The organism is Caulobacter sp. GW821-FHT12F03 (assembly GCF_058806855.1).
Genome location: NZ_JBXAQC010000001.1, coordinates 200,333 through 217,143, shown reverse-complemented (window position 1 = coordinate 217,143; position 16,811 = coordinate 200,333). Strand labels below are relative to the sequence as shown.

General features: G+C 70.9%; 21 protein-coding genes. 10 read left to right on the top strand and 11 right to left on the bottom strand.

The genetic code is table 11. The features are described 5' to 3' along the window. Positions 1-4 precede the first annotated feature (4 nt). The gene (locus AC1RN0_RS01080; RefSeq protein ID WP_492785575.1) at positions 5-1,000 is read right to left on the bottom strand and encodes a FecR family protein; all 996 of its coding nucleotides are present in this window, start codon (positions 998-1,000) and stop codon (positions 5-7) included. A gap of 100 nt (positions 1,001-1,100) precedes the next feature. Continuing rightward, a complete protein-coding gene (locus AC1RN0_RS01075; protein ID WP_492785574.1) occupies positions 1,101-1,622 on the bottom strand; it encodes an RNA polymerase sigma factor in 522 nt (173 codons plus the stop codon). A gap of 193 nt (positions 1,623-1,815) precedes the next feature. Here AC1RN0_RS01075 and AC1RN0_RS01070 point away from each other — a divergent pair, with 193 nt between their 5' ends. The 10 genes from AC1RN0_RS01070 to AC1RN0_RS01025 all read left to right on the top strand — a co-directional run bounded on the left by AC1RN0_RS01070 (position 1,816) and on the right by AC1RN0_RS01025 (position 9,833). Continuing rightward, positions 1,816-2,532, top strand: a complete 717-nt coding sequence (locus AC1RN0_RS01070) for a thermostable hemolysin (protein WP_492786407.1) — start codon at positions 1,816-1,818, stop codon at positions 2,530-2,532. Continuing rightward, positions 2,529-3,995, top strand: a complete 1,467-nt coding sequence (locus tag AC1RN0_RS01065) for an AMP-binding protein (protein WP_492785573.1) — start codon at positions 2,529-2,531, stop codon at positions 3,993-3,995. Before AC1RN0_RS01070 ends, AC1RN0_RS01065 begins: the two co-directional genes overlap by 4 nt. Then, positions 3,992-4,663: an iron-containing redox enzyme family protein gene (locus tag AC1RN0_RS01060; protein ID WP_492785572.1), complete on the top strand. Its 672-nt coding sequence runs from the start codon at positions 3,992-3,994 to the stop codon at positions 4,661-4,663. Before AC1RN0_RS01065 ends, AC1RN0_RS01060 begins: the two co-directional genes overlap by 4 nt. Continuing rightward, the gene (locus tag AC1RN0_RS01055) at positions 4,653-5,408 is read left to right on the top strand and encodes an SDR family oxidoreductase (protein ID WP_492785571.1); all 756 of its coding nucleotides are present in this window, start codon (positions 4,653-4,655) and stop codon (positions 5,406-5,408) included. The genes AC1RN0_RS01060 and AC1RN0_RS01055 overlap by 11 nt, the downstream gene beginning before the upstream one ends. A 17-nt stretch (positions 5,409-5,425) precedes the next feature. After that, a complete protein-coding gene (locus tag AC1RN0_RS01050; protein WP_492785570.1) occupies positions 5,426-6,082 on the top strand; it encodes a tetratricopeptide repeat protein in 657 nt (218 codons plus the stop codon). A gap of 241 nt (positions 6,083-6,323) precedes the next feature. Next, positions 6,324-7,136, top strand: a complete 813-nt coding sequence (locus AC1RN0_RS01045; protein WP_492785569.1) for an MlaA family lipoprotein — start codon at positions 6,324-6,326, stop codon at positions 7,134-7,136. Then, entirely contained in the window at positions 7,133-7,759 is a 627-nt protein-coding gene (locus tag AC1RN0_RS01040; protein ID WP_492785568.1) for an MlaC/ttg2D family ABC transporter substrate-binding protein, read from the top strand. Before AC1RN0_RS01045 ends, AC1RN0_RS01040 begins: the two co-directional genes overlap by 4 nt. Positions 7,760-7,778: 19 nt before the next feature. Next, complete coding sequence (gene mlaD, locus AC1RN0_RS01035) at positions 7,779-8,261, top strand: outer membrane lipid asymmetry maintenance protein MlaD (RefSeq protein WP_492786406.1); 483 nt, start codon at positions 7,779-7,781, stop codon at positions 8,259-8,261. A gap of 1 nt (position 8,262) precedes the next feature. After that, a complete protein-coding gene (locus AC1RN0_RS01030; RefSeq protein ID WP_492785567.1) occupies positions 8,263-9,063 on the top strand; it encodes an MlaE family ABC transporter permease in 801 nt (266 codons plus the stop codon). After that, positions 9,060-9,833 (top strand): ABC transporter ATP-binding protein, encoded by a 774-nt coding sequence (locus AC1RN0_RS01025; protein WP_492785566.1) that lies wholly within the window; start codon positions 9,060-9,062, stop codon positions 9,831-9,833. Before AC1RN0_RS01030 ends, AC1RN0_RS01025 begins: the two co-directional genes overlap by 4 nt. Here the strand turns inward: AC1RN0_RS01025 and AC1RN0_RS01020 are convergent. The 9 genes from AC1RN0_RS01020 to AC1RN0_RS00980 are packed head-to-tail and all read right to left on the bottom strand — an operon-like array spanning position 9,830 to position 16,805. Further along, on the bottom strand, positions 9,830-10,312 hold the full coding sequence (locus AC1RN0_RS01020) for a chemotaxis protein CheE (protein WP_492785565.1): 483 nt from the start codon (positions 10,310-10,312) through the stop codon (positions 9,830-9,832). The two genes, AC1RN0_RS01025 and AC1RN0_RS01020, sit on opposite strands and share 4 nt — an antisense overlap. After that, the gene (locus AC1RN0_RS01015) at positions 10,309-10,917 is read right to left on the bottom strand and encodes a response regulator (RefSeq protein ID WP_492785564.1); all 609 of its coding nucleotides are present in this window, start codon (positions 10,915-10,917) and stop codon (positions 10,309-10,311) included. The genes AC1RN0_RS01020 and AC1RN0_RS01015 overlap by 4 nt, the downstream gene beginning before the upstream one ends. Positions 10,918-10,921: 4 nt before the next feature. After that, positions 10,922-11,278 carry a DUF8776 family protein gene (locus AC1RN0_RS01010; RefSeq protein ID WP_492785563.1) on the bottom strand — a complete coding sequence of 119 codons (357 nt, stop codon included), beginning with the start codon at positions 11,276-11,278 and terminating at the stop codon, positions 10,922-10,924. A gap of 1 nt (position 11,279) precedes the next feature. Beyond that, positions 11,280-11,819, bottom strand: a complete 540-nt coding sequence (locus AC1RN0_RS01005; protein ID WP_492785562.1) for a chemotaxis protein CheD — start codon at positions 11,817-11,819, stop codon at positions 11,280-11,282. Then, positions 11,816-12,205 carry a response regulator gene (locus AC1RN0_RS01000; RefSeq protein ID WP_492785561.1) on the bottom strand — a complete coding sequence of 130 codons (390 nt, stop codon included), beginning with the start codon at positions 12,203-12,205 and terminating at the stop codon, positions 11,816-11,818. The genes AC1RN0_RS01005 and AC1RN0_RS01000 overlap by 4 nt, the downstream gene beginning before the upstream one ends. A 1-nt stretch (position 12,206) precedes the next feature. After that, the gene (locus tag AC1RN0_RS00995; RefSeq protein ID WP_492785560.1) at positions 12,207-13,235 is read right to left on the bottom strand and encodes a protein-glutamate methylesterase/protein-glutamine glutaminase; all 1,029 of its coding nucleotides are present in this window, start codon (positions 13,233-13,235) and stop codon (positions 12,207-12,209) included. Beyond that, complete coding sequence (locus AC1RN0_RS00990) at positions 13,232-14,107, bottom strand: CheR family methyltransferase (protein ID WP_492785559.1); 876 nt, start codon at positions 14,105-14,107, stop codon at positions 13,232-13,234. The genes AC1RN0_RS00995 and AC1RN0_RS00990 overlap by 4 nt, the downstream gene beginning before the upstream one ends. Continuing rightward, positions 14,104-14,571: a chemotaxis protein CheW gene (locus AC1RN0_RS00985; RefSeq protein ID WP_492785558.1), complete on the bottom strand. Its 468-nt coding sequence runs from the start codon at positions 14,569-14,571 to the stop codon at positions 14,104-14,106. Before AC1RN0_RS00985 ends, AC1RN0_RS00990 begins: the two co-directional genes overlap by 4 nt. A gap of 5 nt (positions 14,572-14,576) precedes the next feature. Then, positions 14,577-16,805: a chemotaxis protein CheA gene (locus AC1RN0_RS00980; RefSeq protein ID WP_492785557.1), complete on the bottom strand. Its 2,229-nt coding sequence runs from the start codon at positions 16,803-16,805 to the stop codon at positions 14,577-14,579. Between the last annotated feature and the right edge of the window lie 6 nt (positions 16,806-16,811).

Sequence of the window (16,811 nt, the reverse complement as noted above, 5' to 3'; positions counted from 1 at the left end):
CGGTTCAGCGCAGGAGAACAGTCCCTTCCCTACGCTCGACAGTGAGCGAAAGGTAGTCCGCCAGACGCCGGACGACTTGATCCTGATCATCCAGCGTCAGGACGCCGGAAAATCGCTTGCGACCCGCCGCCGCCGAGACCTCGATCCGGCCGCCGTAGCGCCGGTTGAGGTCGCCGACGATCTCCGACAGCGGACGGTCCTCGCAGATCAGCCGCCCCTCGGTCCAGGCGAAGGCCACGGCCGGATCGACCCGCGTCTGGCGCGAGGTCGGCGCGCCGACCCGGTGGCTGAGTTGCTGGCCGACCGTCAGCCGGGCGACCGGCGCGGCGCCGAGGGCGGGCTGGCGCACCTCGACGATGCCGCGCCGCACGGTGACGACCACCTGGTCGTCGTAGTGGCGGATGTTGAACTCCGTGCCGACGACCTTCACCTGCTGGTCGCCGACGGAGATGAGGAAAGGCTTCTTCGGATCGTGGGCGACGTCGAAGGTCGCCTCGGCGCTGTCCATCGAGACCCGCCGGGCGCGCCAGCCGATCCGGGCGGTCAGCGCCGAGGCGGCGGCCAGGCGGATATGGCTGCCGTCGGACAGGGTGACATCGCGGGTCTCGCCGGGCGCGGTGCTGTAGGTGACGGGCGTCCCGAGCGCGCTCTGCCAGACCACCGGGCCGGCCATCAGCACGAGGCTGGCGGCGATCAGCCCGCCCCAGACCTGGCGCGGGATGCGCCGGGACGGCGGCCGGGCCCGGCGCGGCTCGAACGCGATCACCTGGCCCATCGGCTCGGCGGTCCAGCGCGCGAGGTCGGCGGCGTCCCGTTCGATCCGGTCGGACAGCGCCTCGACGGCGTCGAAGGCCTCCTGCCGTTCCTCCGAGCCTTCCAGCCAGTCGGCCAGCGCGATCCAGTCCTCGGCGGTCGAGGCGTCGGACTGGACGCGCACGAGCCAGGCGACCGCTTCGTCGCGCAAGGCTTCCGCATGGGATTCCGGGGGCTGGCCGCTCATCGCGGAAGAGGTCTCCTGTTCGTCAGGTCTTCGGGTCCTGCCCAAATGACGCCACAAACGCCCAGGCGCCTCCAACATTTCTTTGGGGGGGTCCGGACGATCATCGACCGACCTTCGCGAGAATGCGTTTGAGGCTGGCCATGATGTGCTTTTCAACGCTCGACCTGGAGATTCCCATCGCCTGCGCCGTCTCGGCGTGGGTCAGGCCTTCCAGCTTGTGCAGACGGAACGCCTCCTGGACCTGCGGCGGCAGGTCGCCGACGGTCGCGATGATCTGGTCCAGACGCTGGCGGGCGGCCAGGGCTTCGTCGGCCGGCGGGGCCTGGGCGACGTCCTCGCCGCCGGCGGTGACCGTCTCCGCGTCGCGCCAGTCGGCGTCGCGGCGCTCCGACCGCCTCTGCTGCTTGATGCGGTCGAGCATCAGGTTGGTGCCCAGCCGGTAGAGGTAGGCGGCCGGGTTGCCGATATCCTCCGCCGGCAGGCCCGCGATCTTCAAATAGATGTCCTGCACCAGATCCTCGGCGGCGGCTTCAGAGCGCAGGCGGATGCGGAAATAGCGCACCAGCTCGGCGCGGCGCGCGAGATAGACGGCGATCAGGGGATGGCTGTCGCGCTCGTCCAAGGCCGGGACCGGACCTCCCGCGGCTGACGCGCCGCCGACCGCTCCGGCGATCCGGAGACCTCCCGATTTCCCCCATGCCGGCCGGTCGCGCAATCGCCAATGTCGATTCCTGTGAGGGGGTCTCCCGACGACGTCGTCATTCCGGTCAGAGGGCGCCGGTGGGACGCGAGAACGGAGACGAGCCTTGCTGGAAGTGATGATGGTCGATGACGGCGCCGTCCGGGGAAGTCTCCGGTTCGACGCCGACCGCGTGCGCCGGTTCACGGCGGTGGAGCCTGGACGGATCAGCATCCACCACAGCGGGCGGCCCGACCGCCTGCGGGTGGAGGCCTATCTTGAAGCCGCCTACGCCCGGGCCTTCGACGGCCACATCCGCAGCCACTTCCCGACCCTGATCAGCGTCCAGGACAACGACGGCGTGATCCACGCCGCCGCCGGCTTCCGCTTCGCCGCCGACGCGCCGCTGTATCTCGAGCACTATCTCGACGGCCCCGTCGAGACCGCCATCGCCGACGGCCTGGGCGACCGGCCCCGCCGCGACCAGATCGCCGAGATCGGCAACCTGGCCTCGGAGAGCCCCGGCGCCTCGCTGTTCCTGTTCCTCGCCCTCGCCGCCCACCTCGACCGGCAGGGCTGCACGCACGCCGTCGCGACGGCCACGAAGCAGCTGCGCCGCAGCTTCGCCCGGGTCGGGTTCGCCACCCGGGGCCTGACCCGCGCGCAGGCCGAGCGCCTGCCCGACGGCGGGGCGGACTGGGGCGCCTACTACGCCCGTGACCCGGAAGTGCTGGTCGGCGCCATCGCCCCGGCCCTGCCGGCGCTGGCCAGCCTGCTGCTGGCCGATCCGATCCTCGACACCGACGTCACCCCCCGCCTGCATCCGGCCCTGCCGGGGAGCGGCGTCCAGTGAGCCGCGTCCTCGACGCGCTGACGCGCCACGCCGCCGCCACGCCCGCCGCCATCGCCCTGAGCGACGCAAAACGGACCTGGACCTACGCCGAGCTGGCAGAGGCGGTGGATGAAACGGCCGGCCAGCTGGAACGATTGACCTCGCGCTTCCGGGCCGGGGCGCCCGTGGCCGTGGTGCTGGACAACAGCCCGGCCTGGGTCGTGCTCGACCTCGCCCTGGTCAGGCTGGGCTGGCCCAGCCTGCCGATCCCGGCCTTCTTCACGCAGGCCCAGCGCAGCCATGTGCTGGCCGACGCGGGCGCGGGCCTGCTGATCGCGCCGGGCGAGGATGACGCCTGGATCGACGCCGCCGGCGCCCGGCTGGGCGTCGCCCTGCTGGCCACCGCCCCGACGGGGCTTCCCGAGGGCACGGCCAAGATCACCTACACCTCCGGCTCGACCGGCCAGCCCAAGGGCGTCTGCCTGTCGCAGGACCAGATGGAGGCGGTCGCCGCCTCGCTGGTCGAGGTGATCGGCGCCGACTACGCCGGCAAGCACCTGCCGCTGCTGCCGCTGTCGATCCTGCTGGAGAACGTCGCCGGCCTCTACACCACCCTGCTCGCGGGCGGCCGTTATCATGTGCTGCCAGCGGCCGACCTCGGCCTCGACAACCCCTTCCGGCCGGACCTCGCCAAACTGGCGGCCACCATCGCCGGCGAGAAGGCCACGAGCCTGATCCTCGTGCCTGAACTGCTGCGGGCGCTGCTGATGGTCATGTCGTTCGCGGGCGCGCGCTTCCCGGACCTCAGCCTCGTCGCCGTCGGCGGCGCCAAGGTGTCGCCCAAGCTGCTCGACCATGCCGCCGCGCTCGGCCTGCCGGTCTACGAGGGGTACGGCCTCAGCGAGTGCGCCTCGGTGGTCGCGTTGAACACGCCGGGCGCGCACCGCGCCGGCAGCGTCGGCAGGCCGCTGCCGCACCTGGACGTGACCCTGTCGGCCGACGGCGAGATCCTCGTCGGACCCCGTCCCTTCCTCGGCTACGCCGGCGGCGCGCTCAACACGGGCGTGGTCGCCACCGGCGACATCGGCGGGCAGGACGCCGACGGCTTCCTGTCGATCGCCGGCCGGCGCGGCAACACCATCATCAACGCCTACGGCCGCAACATCGCGCCCGAATGGGTCGAGAGCGAACTGCTGGCCCAGCCCGAGATCCGCCAGGCGATCGTCTTTGGCGAGGCCCAGCCCGAGCTCGGCGCCCTGATCGTGCCGCTGATGCCCGACCTCGACGCGGCGACGCTCGCGCGGGCGGTTGAGCGGGCCAACGCCAACCTGCCGCCCTACGCCCGGGTCGCGCGCTGGCGGATTCGCCCGCCGCTCGACCCCGAGGCCGGGGAACTGACCGGCAACGGCCGTCCGCGCCGCGCCGTCATCCTCGCCAACCACCGCCCCTTCATCGAAGCCACCGAACAGGAGACCCAGCCGTGACCTTCTTTCAGCGACTGATCACCGAAACCGCCCCCGGCCAGCAGACCCTGGCCTCCGTGCCGCAGATCCAGGACGGCCTGACCGGCGCGATCTCGCTTGAGACCTACATCGCCTACCTGACCGAGGCCTATCACCACGTGAAGCACACCGTGCCGCTGATGCAGGCGGCCAAGGCCGGGCTGGACGACGCCCACCAGCGCTTCCGCGACGCCCTCGACGAGTACATCGCCGAGGAGACGGGCCACGAGGAATGGATCCTCAACGACATCCGCAACTGCGGCGGCGACCCGGAGGCCGTGCGCAACGGCACGCCCCGCGCCGCGACCCAGGCGATGGTCGACTACGCCTACGACTACATCCGGCGGGTCAATCCGATGGGCTTCTTCGGCATGGTGCTGGTGCTCGAGGGGACCAGCGTGCGGCTGGCGACCCAGGGCGCGGAGGCGGTGGCGAAGAACCTCGGCCTCGGCCCGCAGTGCTTCAGCTACCTGACCTCGCACGGCGCGCTCGACAAGGAGCATCTGGTGTTCTTCCAGAACCTGATGGGCGAGGTCGACGACCCCGCCGACCAGGCCGCGATCATCGAGGTCGCCGGCGGGGTGTTCAACCTGTTCGCCGGCGTGTTTGCCGCCATCCCCCACAATCGCGAGGCGGCCCATGTCGTTTAAGGACAAGGACATCCTAATCACCGGCGGCTCCGGCGGCCTCGGCGCCCTGATCTGCCGGCAGCTGGCGGCAGAGGGCGCGCGGGTCACGGTGCTCGATCGCATCGACTCCGACGTCGCCGGCCAGACTTTGAAGCACGACCTCGGCTCCGCGGCCGGGCTCGAGGCGGCGGCGGCCGACATCGGCCGGCGTCACTGGGACATTCTGATCAACCTGGCCGGCATCCAGCACTTCGGGCCGTTCGAGCGCCAGTCGCCGGAGCATCTGGTGACCAGCTACATGGTCAACCTGGTCGCGCCGGTGCGGCTGACCCAGGCGGTGCTGCCGCGGATGAAGGCCGAGGGACGGGGCCAGATCGTCAACATCGGCTCGATCTTCGGCTCGATCAACTTCGCTCATTTCGTCAGCTATTCCAGCGCCAAGGCCGGCCTGCGCGGCTTCAGCCAGGCCCTGCGACGCGAGCTGACGGGAACCGGCATCGACGTGACCTATGTCGCGCCGCGCGCCGTGCGGACACCGCTCAACACCCCGGCGGTGATGGAGTTCGCAAAGCTCACCCACATGAACATGGACGAGCCCCAGGCCATCGCCCGGCGCATCGTCGCCGCCGTCCGCGCGCGCCGCCGGGACGTCTACTTCGGCTTCCCCGAAAGCCTGTTCGTCCGCATCAACGCCCTGCTTCCGGGCCTCGTCGACCGCGCCCTGTCGGCCAACGACCGCAAGGCCGTGGCGATGTTCGCCCGCTGATCCCAAGGATAGATCCCATGAAACTCGCCCCGATCCTGCTCGCCCTGGCGCTGGGCTTCGGCGCCGCCGCGCCGACCCTCGCCCGTGACGCCGCCTTTGACGCCCGTGTCGACGGCCTGGCCCACGGCTGGGACCACGTGAACTTCGAGATTCACGACAAGCCGGCCCAGGCCGCCGCCGCCGCGAAGCTGGCCGCGCAGGCCGACGCCCTGGCCCACCAGTTCCCCGCCCGCGCCGAACCCCTGGTCTGGGAGGCCATCGCCCTGTCGACGGAGGCGGGCGCCAAGGGCGGCCTTGGCGGTCTCGCCCTGGCCAGGGAGGCCAAGGCCCTGCTTGAGCGCGCCGAACACATCAACCCGGCCGCCCTCGGCGACGGCTCGGTCTACACCAGCCTCGGCTCGCTCTACGCCCAGGTGCCCGGCTTCCCGGTCGGCTTCGGCGACCCGGCCCGGGCCCGCGCCTATCTGCTCAAGGGCGTCGCCGCCAACCCGAACGGCCTCGACAGCAACTACTTCTACGCCGACTACCTGGTCCGCCAGGGACAGTACGCCGGCGCGGTCAAGGCGCTGGAGAAGGCCCTCGCCGCCCCGGCCCGTCCCGGACGCGAGATCGCCGATCGCGGGCGTCGCGCGGAAGTCCAGGCGCTGCTGGCCCGGGCGAGGCAGAAGTTGTAGCCGAACCCCGCCTCCAGGGTGGCCAGAACGCCACAGCCGTCGATTGAAATCCGGTCATCCCCCCCCAAACTGGGGATAGAGATATCACTGGTATCGGTTGAATCGGATTGTCTCCTGTCAACGGCCCGCTAGGGGTCGAGGGGGGAGAGGCGGAACACACCACAGCATGGCTGACGTGCGACCCTTGAGTGCGGGCCGGTCAAACCGGTCGGGACGCCGAAAGGCTGCCCGCGCGGGGCTCGTGGGCTTCGCCGCCCTGGTCGGTTGCGGCCTGGTCGCGGCGACGCCGGGCGTCAGCCGCTCGGGCGACCCGGAGAGCCTGACGCTGGCCGGCGCGCCGGCCGGCCGCGAGGACCCGCTGCGCCGCTTCAACCGGCGCAGCTTCGCCTTCAACACGGTCCTCGACAGGGTCCTGATCGGTCCGGCGGCGCGGGGCTACCGGCGCGTCGTGCCGGCCCCCGTGCGGCGCGGACTGGGCAATGTCGTCGGCAACCTGCGCGAACCGGCCACGGTGGTGAACGCGCTGCTGCAAGGACGGCCAAAGGTCGCGACGCGCGCCACGGCGCGTTTCGTCGGCAACTCCACGGTCGGCCTGCTCGGGGTGTTCGACGTGGCCGGCCGCAGCGGCCTGGAACGCCAGCCGGCGGACTTCGGCCAGACGCTCGGCCGCTACGGCGTCAAGCCGGGCCCCTACATCTATCTGCCGGTCATCGGTCCGACGACGGCGCGGGACGGGGCCGGGTCCATCGTCACCCTGCTCGGCGACCCGGTCAGCCAGGCGACGGGCGGCCCGCGCACCGACTTCGCGCTTGGCCGGACGGTCGTCCGCGGCCTCGAGGCGCGGTCCGAGGGCGACGCCACCCTGAAGGCCGTCATGGAGGACTCCACCGACCCCTACGCCACGATCCGCTCCGCCTATCTCCAGTCCCGCGCCGCCGCGGTCCGCGAGGCGGCCGGCGAGGAGGAAGCCCTGCCCGAGTTCGACGCCCCGGCGCCCGAGGCGGACACCGCCGCGCCGGCTCCGACCCCAGACCCCGCAAGCCCCCCCTCATGATCACAGCTCCCTTCAACCGACGGCGCGCGCTCGCCGCCTTCGCCGCCGCCGTGTTCGCGCCCGCCGTCGCCCTGGCCCGCGTCGCCCGCAACGCCGCGGCCGAGCAGTTCGTGCTCAGCGAAGGGCAGAAAGTCCTCTCGGTGGTCACCAACCGGGGCCTGTCGGCGACCGCCCGCGACGCGGCCTTCCGCGACATGATCGACCAGCTGGCCGACTTCCAGCGCATCTCCGGCTTCGTGCTGGGCAAGTACGCGCGGGTCATCACGCCGGCGCAGCGGCAGCGCTTCAACGCGGTGTTCAAGGGCTACGCCCAGCGGCTGTTCCAGACCCACCTGACGGGCTTCAAGGGCAACCAGCTGCAGATCACAGGCTCGGTCGTGCGCGGCCCGACGGACACGGTGGTCAACACCGTGGTCAGCGGCGATCCCAAGGCCGGGCCCCTGCCCGTGTCATGGCGTGTGCTCGGCGGCCCGGGGTCGTTCAAGGCCGTCGACGTGCAGACGCGCGGCGTCTGGCTGGCCATCACCCTGCAACAGGACTTCGTGTCCACCATCGACAACGCGGGCGGCAACGTGGACGCGCTGATCACCCGGCTCGAAGCCGACAGCGCCCGCCACGGATGACCGCCATGCCCGGGAGACCCTGACGATGCGCGAGAACTGGGCCGAGACGATCGTCGGCGCCCTGGTGCTGATCGGCGCCGGCGGCTTTCTCGGCTACCTGATGCTCACCGGCGACGTCGGGGCCCCGTCCGGCGGCTATCCGGTCAAGGCCCGCTTCGGGCAGGTCGGTTCGCTCAAGGAGGGCGACGACGTGCGCGTGGCCGGGGTGAAAGTCGGCCAGGTCAGCCGCGTGACGCTGGATTCGAAGACCTATTTCGCGGCCACCGAGCTGACCATCGACCACGGCGTCAACCTGCCGTCCGACTCGACCGCCAAGGTGACCAGCGACGGCCTGCTGGGCGGGGCGCACATCTCGATCGAGCCGGGCGCCGCCGAGGACATGCTCAAGCCCGGCGGCGAGATCGAGAACACCCAGGGCGCGGTCGACCTGTTCGGCCTGATCGGCCAGGTCATCAAGCCCCAGCCGGCCGCGGCGCCCGCTCCGGCGACGGAGCCGCAATAGCATGGCCGCCGCCGCGCGCCTGACGCCGCTGGCGCCGGTGGCCGCCGTGGGTCGCCTGACCCTCGGCCTGACGCGGCTGACCGGCGCCCTGACCCTGTTCGCGTTGCGCGGCCTGCTGGCCTGCCTGTCGCTGCCGTTCTACGGCCGGCAGCTGCTGCAGCAGGGCGTGGCCATCGGTTTCATGTCCCTGCCGGTCATCGGGCTGACGGCGATCTTCACCGGCGCGGCCCTGGCGCTGAACATCTACACCGGCGGCGGACGGTTCAACGCCGAGCAGATCGTGCCGCAGATCGTCGCCCTGGGCATCACGCGCGAGCTGGCCCCGGTGCTGGCCGCCCTGATGCTCGCCGGCCGCGTCGCCGCGACCATCGCCGCCGAGATCGGAGCGATGCGGGCGACCGAGCAGATCGACGCCATGCGCACCCTGTCGACCGATCCGTTCCGCTATCTCGTCGCGCCGCGCCTGCTGGCCGGGATCGTCACCCTGCCGATCCTGACCGGCGTGGCGGACATCATCGGCATCGCCGGCGGCTGGCTCGTCTCGACCCTGACGCTGGACTTCAGCCCGGCCGTCTATGCCCGCGCCACGGTCGACTTCGTCGAGGCCTGGGACGTGCAGTCAGGCCTGATCAAGGCCGCCGTGTTCGGCTTCATCGTCACCCTGATGGGCTGCTACCACGGCTACACGGCCATCGGCGGCGCGCGCGGCGTCGGCCGGGCGGCGACCCGCGCGATGGTCTGGTCGGGCGTGCTGATCTTCGCCACCGACTATGTCCTGACAACCCTGTTCACCCGGGGATGACCGTGACGACGCCGATCCTCGAATGGCGCGCGGTCCGCAAGCGCTTCGGCGGCAAGACGGTGCTGGACGGACTCGACCTGGCGGTCGACGCCGGCCGCTCGCTGGTCATCATGGGCGGCTCGGGCCAGGGCAAGTCGGTGACGCTGAAGCTGGCGCTGGGGCTGATGCAGGCCGACGCCGGCGAGGTGCTGTTCGAGGGCCGCGCCCTGCCCGGCGGCCTGGGGCGACATCAGCAGCGGCTGTACCGGGCGTCCGGCGTGCTGTTCCAGGGCGCGGCGCTGTTCGACAGCCTGACCGTCTGGGAGAACGTCGCCTTCCGCCTGATCAACGCCGACGGCCGGGGCCGCAAGCCCGCCCGCGCGGCGGCCCTGGAGGCGCTGGAGCAGGTCCGGCTGGAGACCTCGGTCGCCGACCTCTATCCCTCGGAGCTGTCCGGCGGCATGCAGAAACGCGTCGGCCTGGCCCGCGCCATCGTCGGCAAGCCCCGCATCCTGTTCTTCGACGAGCCGACCACGGGCCTGGACCCGATGACCGCCGAGGCCATCAACCTCCTCATCGTCGATCTGGTGAAGCGGCTGGGCTGCACGGCCGTGTCGATCACCCACGACATGGTTTCCGCGCGCACCATCGCCGACGACATCGCCATGCTCGACAGGGGCAAGGTGGTCTGGCGCGGCCCGGTGAAGGACCTGGACCAGGCGCGCGACGCGGTCGTTCAGCGCTTCATCAGCAGCAGCGCCGGTCCGCCGCCGGACGCGAAGGCGGTCTAGGAGGGGTCGGAGGCCTGCGTGCTGCGGTGGTTGCGTAACCGCGCCAGCCCCGACACCAGCTTCAGCCGGTCGGCCTCACTCAGGGTGGTGTCGACGCTGAGGCACTGCAGGGCGGCGATGTGGACGTCCACGGCGGGCCAGTCCCAGGCGCCCGTATCGGTGCAGTAGTCCAGCAGGTCGCAGAAGCTGGAGCAGGCCTCCGGCAGGCCGCGCAGGGCCGAACTATCGGAGACATCGATGATCTTCAGCACCAGGGCGTACAGATCCATCGGCACGGTGGCGTCACGGTCGGCCGCTCCGGGGCCCCAGGTCTTGCTGATCGTGGCGACTGTCTCGCGGATCGTCGCCTCGCAGGCCGGCGCCAGCGCGCTCAGTTCGGCCTGGGCGTCGGCGATCGCGTGGCCGACGAGCTTTCCGCCGCCGTCGAACAGGGCCGCCTGAAGGCGGTTGCGGACCTTGAACTTGCGGGCGGCCGTCACAGGGCCACCTTGGTCGGCTTCATCATTGCGTTGATCTGGTCCTGGGACAGATTGGGCGACGTCGCCTCGCCGAGATGGGCGGAAAGGTCTTCGGCCCGACGACCGTCGATCCCCGCGGGAGGGCCCTCGCGCCGGAAACGGCGATCAGGGCCCGCATAGCTGTCGACCTCGATGAACATGCGGTCTTCCCTGGCGATCCAGTAGATGCGCTCCAGCACGGTCTTGGGGCGGATCGGCTTGGTGATCGCGTAGTTGGCGCCGCAATCGCGAGCCTTTGTCACGTGGGACTTCCGCGTATGCGACGTGATCAGGATGACGGGCACAAAGCGGTTCTGCCCCGGCGCTTCACGACGGATCCAGCTGGTCAGGGCGTAGCCGTCCAGATCGGGCATCTGCGCGTCGGTGATCACAAGGTCATACTGGCCCTTGGTCAGCTGGGTGCGGGCGTCCTCGCCGCCGGGGCTGCGAACGATGCTGCGCACGCCGAAGCCGGTGACCACCTGCGCCATGATGTCGAGCGCCTGCGGATTGTCGTCGACCAGCAGGACGACGAGCTTTTCCAGGTTGATCCTGGCGGTTGGGAGCATGGTGGCGCGGGGCGACATCTGGCTAGAACATCTCAAGGTCGCCGGCGGGCTGCGACTGCACCGAGTCAACACCCGCCAGGGTGCAGGCCAGCGCTCGCAGTCCGACGGACGAGAGGACGGAGTCGAGATCAACGGTCACGTCCGGCGATACGCGCGCGGCGGTCTTGCCGAGCACACAGGTCAGGTCGTGCAGGGTCTGGCTGAGCAGATCGAGCTGCTGCAGCCGGTGATGGTCATGGGTGATCGGCGCGCCGCCATCGACCAGCTCGCCGACGTAGCGCTGGCAGTCGTCGGACAGCACCGCGGCGGCGCTGACGGCGTTGCCAATGCGGGTGAGCAGATGGCGCAGGGGCGCGTCGGCGTTAACGGGCAGATGCATCTCAGAACAACTCCACATCGCCGATCGGCGCGGCCTTGGGACGGGGGAGAACGGCGGGTTCGACGGGCGTCGCCGCGGCGTGGCGCACCCTCGCCCGGCCGGTGGCGGGCCAGAACTCGACGCGGCGCGCGGTGACCCCGCCGAGACTTTCGCTGAGCAGCGGGATGCCTTCGACCTCGAGAAAGCGGCGGATGAAGCGGGCGTTGTCGGCGCCGACGTCCGACAGCCCGTCGAACATGCGCGCGCCGCCGAACACCTTGGCCTGCAGACGGCCGCGCGCGGCGCCCTTCTTCAGCAGGCTGTTGATCAGCACTTCCATCGCATAGGCGCCGTAGCGCACCGCTTCGGCGTCGCCGCGTTCTCCGGCGTCGGCCAGCAGGAAGTGGTTCATGCCGCCGAGGCCGGCGACCGGGTCGTGCAGGCAGGCCGAAACGCAGGATCCCAGCACGGTGGTGAACATCGCGTCGGGATGATCCGAGACGTAGTGCTCGCCCTGGATGACATGGGTCTTGCTGCCCGCGCGCATGAGGACTTCGCTCATGTCAGCGCCCCGAAGACCTGTTCGATCTTGTCCTTGAGGGTCGCGACGGTGAACGGCTTGACGAGGTAGTTGTTGACCCCGAACTGCGCCGCGCGGCGCACCAGCTCGTCGTCGGCGCGGCCGGTCAGCATGATGAAGGCCACCTGCCGGGTCGGCTCGTGCGACCGCAGCGCCCGCAGAAGGCTCAGCCCGTCCAGCTTGGGCATGTTGAAGTCAGAGATGATCAGGTTCACGGGACGCTGCAGCACCTTGCGAAACGCGTCCTCGCCGTCGACGGCTTCCTCGATCTGGGAAAAGCCGATCTGGTTCAGTCCGGCGCGGACGAGGGACCGCATTGTCAGCTGGTCGTCGACGACAAGGGTCTTGATGGCGGAGGCGGCCGGCATGTCAGCCTCCCGCCCGGCAGAGGTCGAGCACCGCGTCGCCGATGCGACCGAGACTCAACTGTCGCTCGACGGCGCCCATTTCGAAGGCGACGCGCGGCATGCCGTAGACCACGCTGCTGTCAGCGTCCTGGCCGAGCGTGCGGGCGCCGGCTTCGCGCATCTGGCGCAGGCCGACGGCGCCGTCCTTGCCCATGCCGGTGAGGATCACCCCCACGGCCCGTGCGCCCGCGGTCGCCGCCACCGAGGAGAACAGCACGTCGACAGAGGGGCGGTGGCCGTTGACCAGGTCGGCCTGGCGAAGGCGGCAGCGAAGCGTGCTGGACCCGGTGACCTCGAGATGGGTGGCTCCGCCGGGCGCCAACCAGATGTGGCCGGGTTCGAGCGGGGCGCCGTCCCGGGCTTCGGCGACGCTGGCCTCGGTGCAGCGGTCGAGCCGCGCGGCGAAACTGGGGGTGAAGGTCGGCGGCATGTGCTGTGTGATGACGGTGGGCGGACAGGTCTTCGGAAAGGCCGAGATCACCGTGAGCAGGGCCTCGACCCCGCCAGTCGATGATCCGATGGCGACGATGTCGCCGTTGGGCCGGTAGCTCTGCGACGGCGGCCGCGTGGCCGCGGGCTGGCCGACAGGCCGGACCCGGGCGCCGGCGGCGGCCTTGACCCGCATCGCCAGCTCGCCGAGGGCGTCGCCGCCCTGCGCCGGACCGGCCGGCTTGGCGATGCAGTCGACGGCGCCCAGTTCGAGCGCGCGCAGGGTCGCGTCGGCGCCCGCCAGCGTCAGGGTCGACAGCATGACCACCGGCATCGGCCGCAGGCGCATGATCTTCTCGAGAAATTCGAGGCCGTTCATGTTCGGCATCTCGATATCGAGGGTGATGACGTCGGGATTCAGCGCCTTGATCGCGGCGCGGGCCTCGTGCGGGTCGGCGGCGAAGCCGACCACCTCGATGCCGGGGTCGCGCCGCAGGGTGGCCCCGATCAGACCCCGCATGGTCGCGGAATCGTCGACGACAAGAACGCGAACGGCGGTCATGACAGCGTCCCCGGGGCCTTGTAGGTGGTCAGGCCGTCGGTGGTGAGGCTCGAGCCGGGGTAGCTGGCCCGCTCCGAGTGCCCGACGTAGAGCCGGCCGCCGGGCGCCAGCAGCGGCGCGAACCGGCTCCACATGCGCTCCTGGGTCGGTTCGTCGAAGTAGATCACCACGTTGCGGCAGAAGATGGCGTCGAACGGCCCCTTCATCGGCCACGGCTGCATCAGGTTCAGCACCTTGGCCGTGACCAGGCCGCGGACCGTGTCATTGACCGCCCACTCGCCGCCCGGACGGCGGTCCAGCCAGCGGTTGCGCAGCGCCGTCGGCACGCCCTCGATCAAGTCGTCGGCATAGACGCCCTCGCGCGCGGTGGCGATGACGTTGGGATCAATGTCGGTGGCGAGGATCTTCACGTCGAGCCGCGCGGCCTCGGGCAGCACGTCGAGCAGGGTCAGGGCGATGGTGTAGGGCTCCTGGCCCGTCGAACAGCCGGCTGACCAGATGCGGACACGCCGGCCCGCCCTGGCGGCGGCGGCCAGCGGCTGCAACACGTTGGTGCGCAGATGGTCGAAGTGATGCGGCTCACGGAAGAAGCGCGTGACGTTGGTCGTCAGCGCGGCGAGCATCGCCTGCTTTTCGTCGGCGCCCCGGTCGCTGGCGACCAGATCGCAGTAGTCCTTGAAGCTCTCGAGATGCAGGGCGCGGAGCCGCTTCGCCAGCCGCGAATAGACCAGCGTCGCCTTGCTGTCGGGCAAGGTGATCCCGGCCATGCCGTGGAGCAGGGCGGCGACCGTCCTGAAGTCGGTCTGGGTGAACGGGAACTCCCCGGTGACCAGGACTTCGCTGCGGTCCGCACGGGCGACGGCGGCGTTCATGCGGCGATCGCCTCCACATCCGGCAGGATGCGCTCGACGGCGATCTGGCTGATCATCCGGCCGTCGAGCGACATCAGGCCGCGGACGAAGTTGCGGACGCGGTCGCAGGCCACGTCGGGCGTCGGCTGGATGGCGTCGCGCGACACGCTGAGGATGTCCGACACGGCGTCGACCAGCAGCCCGACCAGGCGATTGTCGGCGGCGATGACGATGATCACGCTGCGCGCCGAAGGTTCAGTGGCCGGAAGCTCGAGCCGAACGGCCAGATCGAGGATCGGCAGCACCGCGCCGCGCAGGTTGATGACTCCGCGCATGTAGGGCGGCGTCTGCGGCAGCGGGGTGGCCGGGGCCCAGCCGCGGATCTCGCGCACGGCCATGATGTCCACGCAGAACTCCTGCTCGCCGATGCGGAAGGAGACCAGTTCGATCTGGTCATGGCTGGTCTGGGCGACGAGGTCGGTCATGGCGGTCACTCCGCGGCGATAAGGGTGGGGTCGAGGGGCCGACCGGCCGCGGCTCGACGCATGGAGACGACGGCGTCGACATCCAGGATCAGGGCCACGCGGCCGTCGCCGAGAATGGTCGCCGCCGCGATGCCCGGCACCTGCCGGTAGTTGGCTTCCAGGCTCTTGATGACGACCTGGCGCTGACCCTGGATGGCGTCGGCGACGAGGGCCGCACGGGCGCCGTCCTCGGTCTCGATCAGCAGCACGACGCGTTCATGCGGCGGCGGCGGCATGGTGCGGAAGCCGAGCACGCAGCCGATGTCGATCAGCGGCACATGGTCGTCGCGCACCGCCAGCACCGTGCCCGTTGGTCCCAGCGGGCGGACCTCCTCGGCCCGGGGCCGCAGGCTTTCAACGATCGCCGTCAGCGGCACGACCAGCGTGTGACCGGCGACGTCGACGACCATGCCGTCGAGCACGGCGAGGGTCAGCGGCAGACTGAGGGTGAAGGTCGAGCCTTCGCCGGGGCGCGAGGTGATCGAGATGCGGCCGCCGAGCGCCTGGATGCTGCGCCGGACCACGTCCATGCCGACGCCGCGGCCGGACACGTCGGACACCTTGTCGGCCGTCGAGAAGCCCGGCAGGAAGATCAGGTTGTCGATCTCCTCGTCGGTCAGCTGGGCGTCGGCAGCGACCAGTTCCTTCTGCATGGCGATGGCCAGAACGCGCTTGCGGTTGATGCCGGCCCCGTCGTCGCTGACCTCGATGACGATACGCCCGCCGCGGTGCAGGGCCGCCAGCCGCACATGCCCCTCGGCCGGCTTGCCGGCGGCGATCCGCGCCTCGGGCATCTCCAGGCCATGGTCGATGGCGTTGCGGATCATGTGGGTGATCGGATCGGCGAGCCGCTCGATGACCGTCTTGTCGACCTCGGTGTTTTCGCCGTCGGTGGTCAGGCGGACCTGCTTGCCGGTCATGGTCGCCGTCTCGCGGACCAGGCGGGGCATGCGCTGGAACACCGACTTCACGGGCTGGGCCCGGATGGCCATGACGCTTTCCTGGATTTCCCGGGTCAGCTGCTCAAGGTCGTCGAGGCCGACCGACACGGCGCTGGACGGCGGCAGGCCGCATTCCGAGACCCGCTGGGCCAGCATCGCCTGGTTGATCACCAGCTCGCCGACCAGGTCGATCAGGCGGTCGATGCGTTCGGGGTCGACCCGGATGGTGGCCTGCGGCGCGAACCCGTGGGCGTCGCCGCGATCGGCCGGCGGCGCCGCGGGCGCGGCGGCGGGCGAGGCAGGGGCCGGGGGCGCGGAGGCCGGCGCGACGACCGCCTGCACGACGATCGGAGCGGGAGCGGGCGCGCGCGCGGGATCGGGCGGCGAGACCGGAACGGGCTCGGACTGGATCGCCGCCAGCAGGGCGGCCACGTCAAAAGCCGGCTCAGCCTCCGGCGCATCGGCGGAAATGATCAGCTCGCAGTCGCCGTCGACGAATTCGAAGACCTCGCGAATGGCCGCCTCGTCCTGGTCGGTCGTCAGCGCGATGCGCCAGGTCAGGAAGGAGTCGTCCGGGTTCAGCGCCTCAAGGTCGGGCAGGGCCGAGTCGTCGAGGGTCACGCTCATGTCGCCCAGCCGGCCAAGCTCGCGCAGCAGCAGCGCCGGCTCGTTGGCGTTGGCGTAGAGCCCGGCGCGCGGACTGAAGGTGACGGTCCAGACCGTCGCGGCGGGCGGCGGCGGCGTCTCGTCGAAGACCACCGCGGCGAGCGGGCGGAAGCCGAAATCGGGTTCGTCGGCGACGACCGGCCCGGGCTCGGCGACGGCGACCGGCGCGGCGGCGATCGCCGCCGGCGCGGGCGCGCCCTGGCCGGCGATCAGCTGCTCGAGTTCGGCGGCCATGTCGTGGGTTCGGGGGTCCTCGCCCTCGCCTCCGCCGCTGCGCGCGGCCTCGACGAGATCGGCCAGGATGTCGGCGGCCCGCAACAGAGCCGAGATCAGGGTCGGGGTCTGGACGATTTTCGACGAGCGGACGCCATCCAGCAGCGTCTCGAAGACATGCGCGAAGCGCACCAGCCCCTCGAACCCGAAGGCGCCGGCGCCCCCCTTGATCGAGTGCACGGCGCGGAACACGGCATTGACCGTATCCTCGCCTGGCGTGCCGCCCTGCAGGGCCAGCAGACCGTTCTCCAGATCGGCGAGAAGTTCCTCGCACTCCTGGAAGAAGGTCGCCTTGATGGCTTCCATCTCGTCCACGCCGAA

Coding starts and splice junctions, on each gene's coding strand:
- AC1RN0_RS01080 (WP_492785575.1), bottom strand. CDS start 1,000: ATGAGCGGCCAGCCCCCGGAATCCCATGCGGAAGCCTTGCGCGACGAA.
- AC1RN0_RS01055 (WP_492785571.1), top strand. CDS start 4,653: ATGTCGTTTAAGGACAAGGACATCCTAATCACCGGCGGCTCCGGCGGC.
- AC1RN0_RS01050 (WP_492785570.1), top strand. CDS start 5,426: ATGAAACTCGCCCCGATCCTGCTCGCCCTGGCGCTGGGCTTCGGCGCC.
- AC1RN0_RS01040 (WP_492785568.1), top strand. CDS start 7,133: ATGATCACAGCTCCCTTCAACCGACGGCGCGCGCTCGCCGCCTTCGCC.
- AC1RN0_RS01030 (WP_492785567.1), top strand. CDS start 8,263: ATGGCCGCCGCCGCGCGCCTGACGCCGCTGGCGCCGGTGGCCGCCGTG.
- AC1RN0_RS01025 (WP_492785566.1), top strand. CDS start 9,060: ATGACCGTGACGACGCCGATCCTCGAATGGCGCGCGGTCCGCAAGCGC.
- AC1RN0_RS01015 (WP_492785564.1), bottom strand. CDS start 10,917: ATGTCGCCCCGCGCCACCATGCTCCCAACCGCCAGGATCAACCTGGAA.
- AC1RN0_RS01010 (WP_492785563.1), bottom strand. CDS start 11,278: ATGCATCTGCCCGTTAACGCCGACGCGCCCCTGCGCCATCTGCTCACC.
- AC1RN0_RS01005 (WP_492785562.1), bottom strand. CDS start 11,819: ATGAGCGAAGTCCTCATGCGCGCGGGCAGCAAGACCCATGTCATCCAG.
- AC1RN0_RS01000 (WP_492785561.1), bottom strand. CDS start 12,205: ATGCCGGCCGCCTCCGCCATCAAGACCCTTGTCGTCGACGACCAGCTG.
- AC1RN0_RS00995 (WP_492785560.1), bottom strand. CDS start 13,235: ATGACCGCCGTTCGCGTTCTTGTCGTCGACGATTCCGCGACCATGCGG.
- AC1RN0_RS00990 (WP_492785559.1), bottom strand. CDS start 14,107: ATGAACGCCGCCGTCGCCCGTGCGGACCGCAGCGAAGTCCTGGTCACC.
- AC1RN0_RS00985 (WP_492785558.1), bottom strand. CDS start 14,571: ATGACCGACCTCGTCGCCCAGACCAGCCATGACCAGATCGAACTGGTC.